Origin of the sequence: Pseudotabrizicola algicola, assembly GCF_010915705.1 — a bacterium.
Taxonomy (GTDB): Bacteria; Pseudomonadota; Alphaproteobacteria; order Rhodobacterales; family Rhodobacteraceae; genus Pseudotabrizicola; species Pseudotabrizicola algicola.
On sequence record NZ_JAAIKE010000004.1, the window covers coordinates 252,699 to 266,786 of the forward strand.

A 14,088-nucleotide genomic window follows, 5' to 3' on the forward strand; every position below is an offset into this window, starting at 1 on the left:
GTCCGGCGCGGCACCGGTCAGATCGGGATTCGACTGAAGCCTTCGCGCAGCGCGTTCGACCACGCCTCGCTCATGGCGCGGAAAGATTCATCACCCGCCTCGAAGCGTCGCAAGATGCCGATGCGCAATTCGTCGCGGTTGATGACGCACAGGTCCAGCGGCATCCCGACCGACAGGTTGGAGCGCAGGGTGGAATCCATGGACAGAAGCACGGCCTTTTGCGCATCGGCGAGCGACGTGCTGGGCTTTACCACGCGGTCAAGGATCGGCTTGCCGTATTTGTGCTCGCCGATCTGAAGGAAGGGCGTGTCTTCGGTCGCTTCGATGAAATTGCCTTCAGGATAGATCAGGAACATGCGCATGCCGCCGCCCTTGCGCTGGCCTGCCACGATCATGGTGGCGCTGGCGCCCTGAGACATCGAGAGTTTCTGGTCAATCTCGCGGCGCACATCGGCCAGCACGTTGCCCACGATCTCGGCCACCTTGAGCATGGTCGGCGCCAGCATCACCGATGTTTCGGGGGTGGCGTCCTTGTCATCCATCGCGTCACGCAGGCGCGAGATGGTGGTTTGCGTCACCGACAGGCTGCCTGCGGTGACGATGGTGATGATCCGCTCTCCGGGGTTTTCGAAGTGGAACATCTTGCGGTAGGTGGCAATATTGTCGAGCCCCGCATTGGTGCGCGTATCTGACAGCAACACCATGCCTTCGTTCAACAACAGCCCGACGCAATAGGTCATCATTTTCCCCCGAGACTCAGACGCGAACGCTACTGCCCGCGCAGGGGGATGAAAAGGGCGTTCATGGGGCGAAGCGCCCTATTCACCAGTGTTTACAGGCTGGCCAGCACCGTCAAGGCGGTTCCGCTGGCCAGTTGCATGGCAAAGATCACCAAAGTAGCGGCGGCGCCCAGACGAAAGAAGCGGTGCTGCCAGAACTTCCGGCGCGGCGGCTCTGGCGCAGGCGCGGCCGGTTCGTTGATGATGGGATCGGTCTCGAAGATCGCAGGCACCCTGCGGCGCGGCGCGCTGCCCGCTTCGGCGCGCGCGTTGGCATCATCGCCCAGAACGTGAACCGCAGGCGGTTCCGGCATGTCGATGGGCTGGGCGCGGTCCAGTTCAGCCAGAAATGCCCCAAGACGAAACACCTCGCCGCCCTCGGGCGCATCATCGGGGCGGGGCAAGGCATGGCGGCTGGCGTTTTCGGTCAGCCGGAAGATGACGGCCAGACGGGCCGCCTCGTCCTTGGCCGGATAGCGCCCCGCTGGCGCCCCCGAGTCGTAGGTGTTGAAGCCGAAGCCGGAGGCCACGAAATACTCTCGCAACGCGGGCGGCGCGCGGCGCAGCGCCTCTGCCGTGCGCGGATCGCGGAACAGGGCCACGGTGGCCGCTTCGGTTTTTGACACGAACCCCGCTGCCGTCAGAAAGCCGTCAAGCTCCGGGTCCGACGTTCCGGCATCCGGGATCACCTCGAAGATATCGAAATCATAGGCCAAGGCCATAGTTCACCCCCTACGCGCTTCTCGCACAGTGCAAGGTGCGGGCCAGATGTGGCAACAGCGGGGCAGAAATTGGGAAACTGGTGCGACTTTGCCCGCTATTGCTGCGTTTGGGACTGAATTTGGCCTTCTTGCACGCTGACCGAGACGACAAGGCTTTCCTCGCCCTGACCGCGCGCGATTCCCCGGATCATGGCCGCGTGCCGCGAATCGAGGCCTGAACCCAAACGGATATAGCGATCATCGGGGCAGCAGCGGTTGGCCGGATCAAACCCGACCCAGCCGAGGCCCGCGATGAAGACCTCGGCCCAGGCGTGGGCCGCATCATGCGCGGCGCCGTCAAGCCCGACGAGCAGATAGCCAGAGACATAGCGCGCGGGCAGACCGGCATGGCGGGCAATGGCGATCACGGCATGGGCCTGATCCTGACACACGCCGGTTCCCTGCGCCAAAGCCTCGGCGGCGGTGGTATGGGCGTTGGTCGTGTCGGGCGTGTAGAGGATCGCATCGGAGACGCGGGCCGAAATCTCGTGCGCGGCGGCAAGCGCGTCTTTGGCCGGGTCCAGCCCTTCGGCCAAGGCGGCAAGGGCGGCATCCGCCTCGGTCGGGTGGGTCTTGCGCAGATAGGCCTCGGCGGGGGTGAGTTCCTTGTGGCCGCGCAAGACGCCCGCCTGATCGACGGTTTCCACCTGCCCCGTCACCTGCACGGTGATTTCATTCACCGGGCCAAGCACCGTCCAGCCCTGCACCCAATCGCCCGCGCCGTCGCGAAAGCCGCCGCCCATCTGGCCATCGCTGACCGTGACCTTCCAGCGCAGCATCTTTTGTCCGGCGCATTGGGACGGCATCAGGCGGTGGCTTTGCACCACCCCGCGCACCGGCTGGTCGTAGAAATAGCGGGTGACATGATCGACCGTCAGCAACATCAGCGCACATCCCCGTTCAGATAGCAGTCCCGGATGACAGAGCCCGCCCGCGCCATATCGCCGATGAAACGGCTGAGAAACTCGTGCAGACCTTCTTCGAATATGTCCTCGACGCGCAATTCGGCCAGTTCGGCCTGAATGCCGCGCGCCTTTTCCTGCGCCGCCGTCTTGCGCTGATAGCCGCGCGCGAGGCGGTCCAGATGGCTGGTCATGCCTTCGACGCATGTAATCAGGCTGCGCGGACATTGCGGATTGAGGATCAGGAAATGCGCGATCTTGGCCGCCGTCACCTCGCCGCCATAGGCCCAGTGAAAGGCGCGGTGCGAGGACATGGCGCGCAGAAGCGTTGTCCACTGGTAGTTATCAAGGCCCGACCCGACAAATTCCAGCCGTGGCAGCAGGACGTAGTATTTCACATCCATCAGCCGCGCGGTGTTGTCGGCGCGCTCCAGAAAATAGCCGAGGTTCAGGAAATCCCAGCCGTCATTGCGCAGCAGTGTCGCATCGATCGACCCGCGCACCAGCGCGGTGTTGCGCATGGTCCAGTCCGTCAGCATCGACAGTTCCAGCTCCGATCGCGGACGCCGCTGCAACTGGCGCAATTCCTGAAAGGCGGTGTTCAGCGCGTCCCAGACCTGCGTGGTCAGCGCCGTGCGCACGATACGCCCGTTCTCGCGCGCCGCCGTCACGCAGGACATGACCGAAGACGGGTTGTCGGCGTCGAAAAAGAACCAGCTTTCCAGATTGCGCTGCACCGCATCGCCATATTTGCGGGCAAAGCCATCGGCGGTGCCGCTGGCGTGCAAAAGCGATTCCCATTCGTTGCGATACCCCGCCGCCGAGGGCATCAGCGCGATGCGCGCCCCGACCTCGAGCAGCCGGGCCGAGGTTTCTGCCCGCTCCATATAGCGGGCCAGCCAGAAAAGGTTGTCTGCGGTTCTGCTCAGCATGTCCGGTTCACTCCGCCAGCACCCAGGTATCCTTGACCCCGCCGCCCTGCGACGAGTTCACCACAAGCGAACCTTCGGTCAGCGCCACCCGCGTGAGCCCGCCCGGCACCAGTTCGATCCGTTCCCCGACCAGACAATAGGGGCGCAGGTCGACATGGCGCGGCGCGATGCCTTCGGCCACAAAGGTAGGCGTCGTGGACAGGGCAAGCGTGGGCTGGGCGATGTAGTTTGCCGGGTTGGCGGTGATGCGGGCGCGGAACAGTTCCACCTGATCGGCGCTGGCCTTTGGCCCGACCAGCATGCCGTAACCGCCCGAGCCATGCACCTCCTTGACCACCAGTTCGTCGAGATGTGCCAGAACATAGGCCAGATCATCCGACTTGCCGCATTGCCACGTCGGCACATTGTTCAGGATCGGCTCTTCGCCCAGATAAAAGCGGATCATCTCGGGAACATAGGTGTAGACTGCCTTGTCATCGGCCACCCCTGCCCCCGGGGCCGAACAGATGCTGACCCCGCCCGAGCGATAGACATCCATCAGCCCCGGCACCCCCAGCATGGAATCGGGGCGGAAGCACAGCGGGTCGATGAAGGCATCATCGATCCGCCGGTAGATCACATCCACACGGCGCGGGCCTTCGGTGGTGCGCATGAAGACGAATTCACCTTCGACGAAAAGGTCCTGCCCCTCCACCAGTTCGACGCCCATCAGATCGGCAAGAAAACTGTGCTCGTAATAGGCCGAATTGTAATGGCCCGGTGTCAGGATCACCACCGTCGGCTCGCGGTCACATTTCGCGGGGGCCACCGAGGCGAGGGTGCGGCGCAGGATCTCGGGGTAGCTGTCGACCGGCTGGATGCGGTTTTCGCGGAACAGGTCCGGAAACATGCGCATCATGATCTCGCGGTTTTCCAGCATGTAGGACACGCCCGACGGGGTGCGGCAATTGTCTTCCAGCACGAAGAATTCATCCGGGCCGGTCCGCACAAGGTCGATGCCGACGATGTGCGAATAGACCCCCTTGGGCGGCACAAAACCGACGACCGCCTTTTCATAGGCTTCGTTCAGATAGACCAGACGCGCCGGAATGCGCCCTGCCCGCACGATCTCGCCGCGGCCATAGACATCGACCAGAAAGGCATTGAGCGCACGCGCCCGCTGCTTGATCCCGCGCTCCAGCCTGGCCCATTCCGTGCCGGAAAACACGCGCGGGAACATGTCGAACGGGATCAGCCGGTCCGGATCGCCGCCTTCGCCATAAACGGCGAAGGTGATCCCGATGCGCCGGAACAGCGCCTCGGCTTCCGCCTGCTTCATCTGGCGCAGTTCCGCTGGCATGGCGCTCATCCAGTCCTGCAGCCGCGCATAGGGCGCCCGCACCGAATTGCCTTGATACATCTCGTTGAAGTAGCTGGTCACAACGGCCCCCGTTTACCGGTCCTTGGGGGCAGTTAAGCAGCCCGCATGCAACAGCGAAAGGGGGGCGCTGCATTTCCTGCCCACAGAAGGCACAATCGCCGGTTTTTTGTGCAGCCCAAAAGTGTCTCATGACCTTTCCACCGGATCAGGTCGTGCTAGGCTCTGCCTATGTCCTCGCAGCTTCTCAGTTTTACCGACCGCGGCATCTATTGCGCCGACGGCGATTTCTACATCGATCCGTGGCGCCCGGTGGCGCGCGCGCTTGTCACGCATGGCCACAGCGACCATGCCAGATGGGGCCATGCGCAGTATCTTTGCACCCATCAGGCGCTGCCGGTGATCCGACACCGGCTCGGCGACATCCGCGCCGAGGGCATCGCCTATGGCGAGACACGGCAGATCGGCGGGGTCGAGGTGAGCTTTCACCCGGCAGGCCATGTGCCGGGCTCGGCGCAGATCCGCATCGCGCGGCGCGGAGAGGTCTGGGTGGTGTCGGGCGATTACAAGGTCGAGGCCGACGGTCTCTCCGAAGCCTTTGATCCGGTGCGCTGCCATACTTTCATCAGCGAATGCACCTTCGGCCTGCCGCTGTTTCGCTGGCAACCGCAGAGGCTGATCGCAGAGCAACTCGCCGCATGGTGGCAGGGCAATGCGGCAGAGGGCCGGACGTCGATCCTCGCCGCCTATGGTTTGGGCAAGGCCCAACGCCTGATGCGGCTCCTGCCCGATGCGGGGCCGATCCTCACCCACGGCGCGGTCGAGGAAACCACGCGGATCCTGCGCGATCAGGGCTATGCCTTGCCGCCCACCATCCGCGTCAGCGCCGGCGTCGATGCCAAATCCCACCCCGGCGCGCTCGTCATCGCCCCACCCTCGGCCCTTGGCACCCCTTGGGCGCGCCGCTTCGGCCCGGCGGCCGAGGCCTTTGCCAGCGGCTGGATGGCCCTGCGCGGCATCCGCCGCCGCCGCGGCCTTGGCACCGGCTTTGTCATCTCGGACCATGCCGACTGGCCGGGACTGAACGCGGCGATCCGCGCGACCGGGGCCACCCGCGTCTTCGTCACCCACGGCTACACCACCCCCTTCCGCCGCTGGCTGGAAGAACAGGGCTATGACGCAGGCATCGTGCAGACCGAGTTCGGCGCAGAGGAATCGGACGCAGCCGTCGAGGCGGACCCCGCATGATCTTGCTGCTTTTCCAAATACTCCCGGGGGGGAGGGCCGCAGGCCCGGGGGGGCGGAAAGCCCCCCCTGCCCGGCCAGCCAGGGGCGCGTGCGCATGAAACGTTTTGCAGCCCTTTTCAACGCGCTCGACGCCACCACCAGGACAGGGGAAAAAACCGCTGCCCTGGCAGAATACTTCCGATCCGCCCCTGAAGCAGACAGGGTCTGGACCATCGCGCTGCTTTCGGGCCGCCGCCCCAAGCGGATCGTCAACGCCACCGAATTGCGCCTCTGGGCCGCCGAGGCCGCCGCTGTGCCCTTGTGGCTCTTCGAGGAATGTTATGCGATCGCAGGCGATCTTGCCGAGACGATCGCCCGCCTGCTGCCGCCGCCAGAGCGCGAGACAGACCTGTCGCTCGATGCCACCTTGCGCGCGCTGATCGCGCAGGGCGGGCGGCCGGAACCCGAACGGCGCAGTTTCGTGACCGGCGTCTGGGCCGGGCTGGGGCCGGACGAGCGGTTTTTGTTCAACAAGCTGATGACGGGCGGGTTCCGGATGGGGGTCAGCAGCGGATTGATGACCCGCGCACTGGCGCAGGCCACGGGGGTCGAGGCGGCGGTCATGGCGCATCGGCTGATGGGGGACTGGGACCCGGCCCGCACCCGGTTTGCCGATCTGACCGAGGACGGCGGCGCGGCAGAAGGCGCGCGGCCCTATCCCTTTGCCCTTGCCAGCCCGCTGGAGGCCGCGCCCGACAGTCTGGGCGCGCCCGAAGCCTTTCTGGCCGAATGGAAATGGGATGGCATCCGCGGCCAGATCATCGCGCGCCCCGGCACTTTCGCGATTTGGAGCCGGGGCGAAGACCTGATCACGGACCGTTTCCCCGAATTTGCTCCGTTGCAAGACCACCTGCCCCCCGGCACGGTTCTGGATGGCGAGATCGTCGCATGGGGAGGAAACGCACCCCTGCCCTTTGCCGATCTGCAAAAGCGCATTGCCCGCAAGACCGTGCCCAAAAAGCTGCTGGCCGAGGCGCCCGGCCATTTTCTGGCCTATGACCTGCTGGAGGCGAAGGGGGTGGACCTGCGCGGCGCGCCGCTGTCGGAACGCCGCGCGCATCTGGAATCGCTGCTTGCCGCGCTGCCTGCAGGATTGCCGCTGACCCCCTCGACCGTGGTGCAAGGGGATTGGGAGACACTGGCCAAGATCCGCGCAACCGCACGGGCGCAAATGGCAGAGGGGCTGATGCTCAAACGGCTGTCGTCGCCCTATCACGCGGGGCGCAAGCGGGGCGATTGGTGGAAATGGAAGCTGGACCCGTTCAGCGTGGATGCGGTGATGCTTTACGCGCAATCGGGCCACGGGCGGCGGGCGAACCTGTTTACCGATTTCACCTTCGCCGTGCGGGACGGCAATGATCTGGTGCCCTTCACCAAGGCGTATTCCGGCCTGACCGACGCGGAATTCGCCGAGATCACCCGCTGGGTCGGCAAGCACACGGTTGAACGCTTTGGCCCCGTGCGTCGCGTGGTGCCGGAACTGGTGTTCGAGATCGGGTTCGAGGGCATACAGGCCAGCCCGCGCCACAAATCCGGCATCGCCTTGCGCTTTCCGCGTATGCTGCGCTGGCGGCATGACAAGGGCGTGGACGAGATTGACACGCTGGAGAGCCTGCGCGCGCTGCTGCGACAGGTCTCGATGCCGGGGCCAACCACGGCAGATTAGGAAAACTGGGGTTTCGTCTGACAAAAAAGAGAAGCCGAGGGCTTTACCCGCAGCGAATTATAGACAGACGGGGGCTTTGCCCGCAGCGAATTGTAAAAAGACGGGGGCTTTGCCCCCGGACCCCCAGGATATTTGGAGACAGAAAATAGGCCGTGGGTTGCCTTTTGCCCGACCCAGCCCCTATTTGAGTGCAAAGATGTTCTGGAAGGATGGCCGATGACCCTGCCGATGCCCCGCCCTGTTTTTGATGCCAATGCCGCCTCGGGAGGGTTCGGGAACCTGCCCGAATGGGATTTGCGCGATCTTTATCCATCGCCGGAGTCCAAGGAATTTGCCGCGGATATGGCATGGCTGGAAAAGGCCTGCGCCGCATTTGCCGCCGATTATGAGGGCAAGCTGGCGGGGCTCGATGCAGCGGGCATGCTGGACTGTGTGCTGGCCTATGAGAAGATCGACGTGGTGGCCGGTCGGCTGATGTCTTTCGCGGGTCTGCGCTATTACCAGAACACGATGGACAGCGAGCGTGCCAAGTTCATCGCCGATGTGCAGGACAAGGTGACGACCTTCACGACGCCGCTGGTGTTCTTCAGTCTGGAGTTCAACCGCATCGAGGATGCGCAGCTCGAGGCGCTGCTTGCCGCCAATGCGGCACTCGCGCGCTACAAGCCGGTGTTCGACCGCATGCGCGCGATGCGGCCGCATCAGCTGTCGGACGAGCTGGAAAAGTTACTGCATGACGAGTCCGTCGTGGGCGCGAGCGCGTGGAACAAGCTGTTCGACGAGACGATGGCCGGGCTGATGTTCAAGGTGGAGGGGGAAGAGGAGGAGCTGAACCTCGAGGCGACGCTGAACCTGCTGACCGACCCTGACCGCGCCAAGCGCGAGGCGGCGGCGCGGGCGCTGGCGGTTGTGTTCGAGCGCAACATCAAGCTGTTTGCGCGGGTGCACAACACCTTGGCCAAGGAAAAGGAAATCCATGACCGCTGGCGCAAGATGCCATCACCGCAGCACGGGCGGCACCTGTCGAACCATGTGGAGCCCGAGGTTGTCGAGGCGCTGCGCAATGCGGTGGTGGCCGCCTATCCCAAGCTGTCGCACCGTTACTACCGGCTGAAGGCCAAGTGGATGGGGCTGGAGCGGTTGCAGATCTGGGACCGCAACGCGCCCCTGGCGCTGGAAGCCCCCAAGGTGGTGGGCTGGGACGAGGCAAGCCGCATGGTACTGGACGCCTATGGCGATTTCGCGCCCGAGATGGCCGAGATCGCCAAGCCCTTCTTTGAAAAGGGCTGGATCGATGCGGGCGTGAAGCCGGGCAAGGCACCGGGCGCCTTTGCACACCCCACGGTGTCGACCGTGCACCCCTATGTGATGCTGAACTATCTGGGCAAGCCGCGCGATGTGATGACGCTGGCGCATGAGCTGGGGCATGGCGTGCATCAGGTGCTGGCGGCGGGTCAGGGCGAACTTTTGTCCTCTACCCCGCTGACGCTGGCCGAAACCGCCAGCGTATTTGGCGAAATGCTCACCTTCCGCAAGCTGCTCGATCAGGCCAAGACGAAAGCCGAGCGCAAGACGCTGCTGGCGGGCAAGGTCGAGGACATGATCAACACGGTGGTGCGCCAGATCGCCTTCTATGACTTCGAATGCAAGCTGCACGCCGCGCGGGCCGAAGGGGAGCTGACGCCCGACGACATCAATGCGCTGTGGATGAGCGTGCAGGCGCAATCGCTGGGCGATGTGTTCGAGTTCATGGACGGGTATGAGACCTTCTGGGCCTATATTCCGCATTTCGTCCATTCGCCGTTCTACGTCTATGCCTATGCCTTTGGCGACGGGCTGGTGAATGCGCTCTATGCGGCCTATGCGGATGGCTTGCCGGGCTTCGAGCAGAAGTATTTCGACATGCTCAAGGCGGGCGGATCGAAGCACCACAAGGAATTGCTGGCCCCCTTCGGGCTGGATGCGTCGGACCCGAAGTTCTGGGACAAGGGTCTGTCGATGATCGCGGGCTTCATCGACGAGTTGGAGGCAATGGAAGACTGAAACGCGGGCCGGATTTCAATACCGGTTCGCGCGGCGGTCGAGCAGGTCTGCCATATGGTCCAGCATCAGCCGTTCGGCATGTTCGGCGGTGTTGGCCAAGGCATCGGCGCCCGTGAGCGCGAGCAGGTCCGGCACCTGTTCGGTGATCGGCCCGCCGATCATGACCCACACGCCGGGAATATGGGCGCGCAAGGCCACCACCAGCCGCGTGAGTTCGAGTGTCATGTCGACCGAGGTGGCCCCGAGGGCCACATGGATCGGCGCGCGGCGCTCGATTTCCTGCACCAGACTGTCATGGTCATCCTCGGTGACCAGTTCAATCTCCCAGCCACGGCGTCGCAGGTCATCGGCGGTGATGGTCAGGCCGATCCGGTGCGGTTCGCTCGGGCAAGGCGCAAAGACGGCCCGCTGGCCCGGTTTGCGGTCTGACAGCCGCACGAACACCTCGCGCAGATCGTTCATGATACGCCAGACCCGCTGCGAGGTGCGCAGCATGTCAGGCAAGGTGATGTGGTCGCGCGCCCAGACATCGCCGACCTGTTGCACCGCCCCCGCGACCAGACCGTAATAGAGCGTATCGGCGGGCATCCCGCCCAGCCGGGCGTCGCGCACGAAATCGGCGGCGGCCATGTCATCTTCGCCCAGCAGCGCATCGCGCAGCAGGGCGATCTTGGAGGCGGTGGCTTCCATCCGGTCGCGACGCGCCTGAGCCGCAACCCGCAAGATCACTTCAGCCGCGAAGGAATGGACGATGGCGGTGGTTTCAGGAACAACGCCATCGGGATCAGCGCCCCGATTTCCTAGAGCCTTGAACGCAGGAAAGCGTGTTTCCATGTCTGGTCACTTTGAACGTGGCCGCGCGTGGGATTGGCAAGGCGGCCATCCGACACGAAGCGATCCCCCGGCAGGCGATTCCTCGCCCTTGGTCCAAGTCTTGGGGAAGATATGTCAACCTGTCCAGCGAAGTTTTGCAGGGCCTCTGCGCCGCGCTGCCCAGAGGCCCTGCCGAAATCGGCCCTAAAGGCTGATTTCTGCTGCGGTATCAAGGGCGCTGTCCATCATCGCCTGTGTCCCGCGCACGAACTCGAGCGGGCAAGGATAGGCCGCGCCGGTGCGGATGCTGCGGCCAAAGGCCTCCACCTGCAGCTTGTAGTGGTTGGCGGTCGGGAAACGGTCGGTGATGACGCGCTGGCCGGGCAGGTGCAATTCCACCTCGGCCACGTCATGCACATTGGCGTTGAAGGGCGCAGAGCCCACGCGGATCATGCCCTTGTCGCCCTGAAAAACCACCTCTTGCCGGTTGGCCAGCCGCATCGAGGTGAGCGAGCGGTAGGTGAAACGGCCTGTGGGGCCCTGCATCAGGGCGTTCAGATCGGCAAACACCTCGACCCCGCCTTCCACGATGATGCGCGCGGCCACCTCTGCGGGCTCCGCCCCGGTGACAAAGCGCATGGAGCCAAGCGTGTAGACCCCGATATCGCGCAGCGAGCCGCCTCCGGTGTCGGGGCGGTTGCGGATGTTGCCCGGCTCGGCGGCATTGTTATAGCTGAAGGCAGCATCGACATGGCGCAACTGGCCGATCTGGCCTTCGTCGAGCCACTCCTTCGCGCGCAGCCACTGGGGGTGATGCACGATCATGAAGGCTTCGGCCGCCAAGAGGCCACTGGCATCTCGGGCCGCGATGATCCGGTCGATTTCCTCGGCGCGCAGGGCGATGGGTTTTTCCGTCAGCACATGCTTGCCAGCGGCAAGCGCCTTGAGCGTCCATTCGACATGCAGATGGTTGGGCAAGGGCACATAAACCGCGTCGATGGCCGGATCGGCCAGCAAGTCATCATAGCTGGCATGGACCTGCAGGCCGGGACAGAAGCTGCGGAAGCCTTCGGCCTTGGCCGGATCAGAGGTCGCAAGCGCCGCCAATTCGGCTCCCTCGGCGGCGTGGATGGCCGGAGCCATATGCTCGCGCGCGAATTTGGCGGCGCCGAGCACCCCCCAACGAACTGGTTTCATCTGGTTCTCTCCCTGTTAGCGCAATCAGCCTAATGGCTTGTGCGCGCAGGGGGAAGCCACTTCACTGCAAGGGCCGCGATTTCGGCGACGGCGCGGGTCAGTCCTTGCGAAAGCGCATCAGCGTCATCATGCCGAAGGGCGGCAGATCGGTTTCTTCGATCAGGGTCAGGCCGCGCGTCTGCGTCACCGTGCTGCGCTGAAAATCGGAATGCCAGCCCAGACGGTCGGCAAACGGGGCAAAGACACGTTCCAGCCACGGCAGCGCGCCCTTGTGGTGGGCATCGCGGGCGAAATGGTTGACCATCACGATGGTGCCACCGGGGCGCAACACCCGCGCCATTTCCGCCATCACCCGCTCGGGCTCTGGCACCACCGACATGATGTGCAGCGCGCTGATGTGGTCGAAGCTGCTGTCGGCAAATTCAAGCGCGCGGGCATCCATCAGGCGCAGCGCCTTGACATTGCCAAGCCCCAGTTCGGCCACCTTGTCCTGCGCCTTTTGCAGCATTTCCGCACTGGCATCGATTCCGGTCACCGAGACGTCGGGGCGATAGGCCGGCAAGGACAGGCCGGTGCCAACCCCCACTTCCAGCACCCGCCCGCCAAGCCCGTTCAGGACGGAAACCGCCCGCCGCCGCCCGACCCGCGTGATGACGCCGAAGGTTGCATCATAGATCGGGGCCCAGCGGGCATAGGATTTGCGGACGGCGTGAATATCCATGTCAGACGACACTCCTTAATGAACGGGCGCTTTTGCGCCAGAGGACCAGAATGGCGGCCAGATACACCAGATCGAGCAACAGCAGTGTGACCCAAGGATAGGTCAGCAGGGCGGCGATCACCGCGACAGAGCCGACAAGGATGAAACGGGCGTTCTCGGCATAGATGCGCACCCCCTTGAAGGACGGGGTCGGCATGCGCGAAATCATCAAGGCACCCACGAAGACCATCCAGATGGCCACCGCCCAAGGCGGCATCCGCAGGGCGTTGTCGAAGGCATAGGCAAGGTAGATCGGCAAAAGCGCCAGCATCGCCCCCGCCGGAGATGGCACGCCGACAAAGCCCTTGGGCTTTTCTGCGCCTTCCGGCAGGCGGTTGCCGACGTTGAAACGCGCCAGCCGCAACATGCAGCAAACCGCATAGATCAGCACCGCGATCCAACCCAGCGAGGTATCGGCCCGCATCCCCCAGTAATACAGCACCAAGGCTGGCGTGACACCGAAGTTGACCAGATCGCAGAGCGAGTCGAGTTCGGCCCCGATGGCACTTTCCGATTTCAGCATCCGCGCCAGCCGGCCGTCGATGCCATCCAGCGCGGCGGCAAGGCCGATCAGGGCCACCGCCCAGCCGAACCGCCCCTCGACCGCCATGCGAATGGCGGTAAGGCCGGCACAGAGCGCCAGAATAGAGATCAGGTTCGGCAGCAGATACAGCAGCGGCATCCTGCGCCGGGGGGGCGTGACGGGCTCTTCGTTCATTCCATGCGGCTCATGGTTTGGGGCAGATCACGGCCCAGCACGGCAAGCACGGTTTCCCCCGCCACCATCGTCTGACCGATGGCGACCTGCGGGGCCACGCCTTCGGGCAGATAGACATCGACGCGGCTGCCAAAGCGGATCAGGCCGAAACGCTCACCCGTGCGCAGGCCCTGCCCTTCCGACACCCACCACATGATGCGGCGTGCCACCAGACCGGCGATCTGCACAACGGCGATCTGGCGCCCGTCGGGCAGATCAAGGCGCAGCGAGTTGCGCTCGTTGTCCACCGACGCCTTGTCGAGCGAGGCGTTCAGGAACTTGCCGGGCCGATAGCTCATGGCGCCCACGGTGCCTGCAATCGGCGCGCGGTTCACATGGCAGTTGAACACGTTCATGAACACCGAAACCCGCATCAGCGCCTCTGGTCCCATGCCCAGTTCCGGTGGCGGCACCGCGCGCTCGATCAGGCTGATGACGCCATCGGCGGGCGACACCAGAATGCCCGCGCCTTGCGGCACCGAGCGGACAGGATCGCGGAAAAAGTAATAGCACCAGACCGTGAGGCCCACGCCGATCCAGCCCAGAGGCTCCCACAGCCAGAACAGCACAAGGGCAATCGCGGCGAAGATCGCCACGAACTTGTACCCCTCGGGGTGCATCGGCTTTAGAAAAGTGCCCAGCATCGTCATGGTTGGTCCGGTCCTTTCAACCTTAGGCAGAGGGCGTAGCCTGCCCGCGCATCGGGGGCAAACAAAAACGACCCATCAGCCAACAAAAACGTCATAGCTTCGGCGGATGCCCGCCAAATTACGGGCTGTGGTAACGGTCAAATTGCCCAAGGCCAAGAGGGCGGCACAAAAGCAAAGGGCGGCC

General features: G+C 64.3%; 13 protein-coding genes. 3 read left to right on the forward strand and 10 right to left on the reverse strand.

Annotated features, from left to right (window positions below; translation table 11 throughout):
* Positions 1-17: 17 nt before the first annotated feature.
* The 5 genes from G3572_RS14240 to G3572_RS14260 form a co-directional block, all read right to left on the reverse strand.
* The gene (locus tag G3572_RS14240; protein ID WP_164613007.1) at positions 18-740 is read right to left on the reverse strand and encodes an Ntn hydrolase family protein; all 723 of its coding nucleotides are present in this window, start codon (positions 738-740) and stop codon (positions 18-20) included.
* Between the two features lie 92 nt (positions 741-832).
* The gene (locus tag G3572_RS14245; RefSeq protein WP_164613008.1) at positions 833-1,501 is read right to left on the reverse strand and encodes a hypothetical protein; all 669 of its coding nucleotides are present in this window, start codon (positions 1,499-1,501) and stop codon (positions 833-835) included.
* Positions 1,502-1,596: 95 nt separating this feature from the next.
* Positions 1,597-2,424 carry a transglutaminase family protein gene (locus G3572_RS14250; protein WP_164613009.1) on the reverse strand — a complete coding sequence of 276 codons (828 nt, stop codon included), beginning with the start codon at positions 2,422-2,424 and terminating at the stop codon, positions 1,597-1,599.
* Positions 2,424-3,374 (reverse strand): alpha-E domain-containing protein, encoded by a 951-nt coding sequence (locus tag G3572_RS14255; RefSeq protein ID WP_164613011.1) that lies wholly within the window; start codon positions 3,372-3,374, stop codon positions 2,424-2,426. Before G3572_RS14255 ends, G3572_RS14250 begins: the two co-directional genes overlap by 1 nt.
* 7 nt (positions 3,375-3,381) lie before the next feature.
* The gene (locus G3572_RS14260) at positions 3,382-4,773 is read right to left on the reverse strand and encodes a circularly permuted type 2 ATP-grasp protein (protein WP_164613222.1); all 1,392 of its coding nucleotides are present in this window, start codon (positions 4,771-4,773) and stop codon (positions 3,382-3,384) included.
* Positions 4,774-4,962: 189 nt separating this feature from the next.
* Here G3572_RS14260 and G3572_RS14265 point away from each other — a divergent pair, with 189 nt between their 5' ends.
* From G3572_RS14265 to G3572_RS14275, 3 genes are all read left to right on the forward strand, one after another.
* Positions 4,963-5,979, forward strand: coding sequence for a ligase-associated DNA damage response exonuclease (locus G3572_RS14265; protein WP_164613013.1), 1,017 nt, complete (start codon positions 4,963-4,965; stop codon positions 5,977-5,979).
* Between the two features lie 94 nt (positions 5,980-6,073).
* Complete coding sequence (locus G3572_RS14270) at positions 6,074-7,684, forward strand: ATP-dependent DNA ligase (protein WP_164613015.1); 1,611 nt, start codon at positions 6,074-6,076, stop codon at positions 7,682-7,684.
* Between the two features lie 216 nt (positions 7,685-7,900).
* Positions 7,901-9,727: a M3 family oligoendopeptidase gene (locus G3572_RS14275; RefSeq protein WP_164613017.1), complete on the forward strand. Its 1,827-nt coding sequence runs from the start codon at positions 7,901-7,903 to the stop codon at positions 9,725-9,727.
* Between the two features lie 15 nt (positions 9,728-9,742).
* Here G3572_RS14275 and G3572_RS14280 read toward each other — a convergent pair whose 3' ends face one another.
* From G3572_RS14280 to G3572_RS14300, 5 genes are all read right to left on the reverse strand, one after another.
* Positions 9,743-10,561, reverse strand: a complete 819-nt coding sequence (locus tag G3572_RS14280) for a cobalamin B12-binding domain-containing protein (protein WP_164613019.1) — start codon at positions 10,559-10,561, stop codon at positions 9,743-9,745.
* Positions 10,562-10,744: 183 nt separating this feature from the next.
* The gene (locus tag G3572_RS14285; RefSeq protein WP_164613021.1) at positions 10,745-11,737 is read right to left on the reverse strand and encodes a Gfo/Idh/MocA family protein; all 993 of its coding nucleotides are present in this window, start codon (positions 11,735-11,737) and stop codon (positions 10,745-10,747) included.
* Positions 11,738-11,834: 97 nt separating this feature from the next.
* The gene (locus G3572_RS14290; protein WP_164613024.1) at positions 11,835-12,458 is read right to left on the reverse strand and encodes a class I SAM-dependent methyltransferase; all 624 of its coding nucleotides are present in this window, start codon (positions 12,456-12,458) and stop codon (positions 11,835-11,837) included.
* A gap of 1 nt (position 12,459) precedes the next feature.
* Positions 12,460-13,215 carry a CDP-diacylglycerol--serine O-phosphatidyltransferase gene (gene pssA, locus G3572_RS14295; RefSeq protein ID WP_164613026.1) on the reverse strand — a complete coding sequence of 252 codons (756 nt, stop codon included), beginning with the start codon at positions 13,213-13,215 and terminating at the stop codon, positions 12,460-12,462.
* Entirely contained in the window at positions 13,212-13,904 is a 693-nt protein-coding gene (locus G3572_RS14300) for a phosphatidylserine decarboxylase (RefSeq protein ID WP_164613028.1), read from the reverse strand. Before G3572_RS14300 ends, pssA begins: the two co-directional genes overlap by 4 nt.
* Positions 13,905-14,088 lie beyond the last annotated feature (184 nt).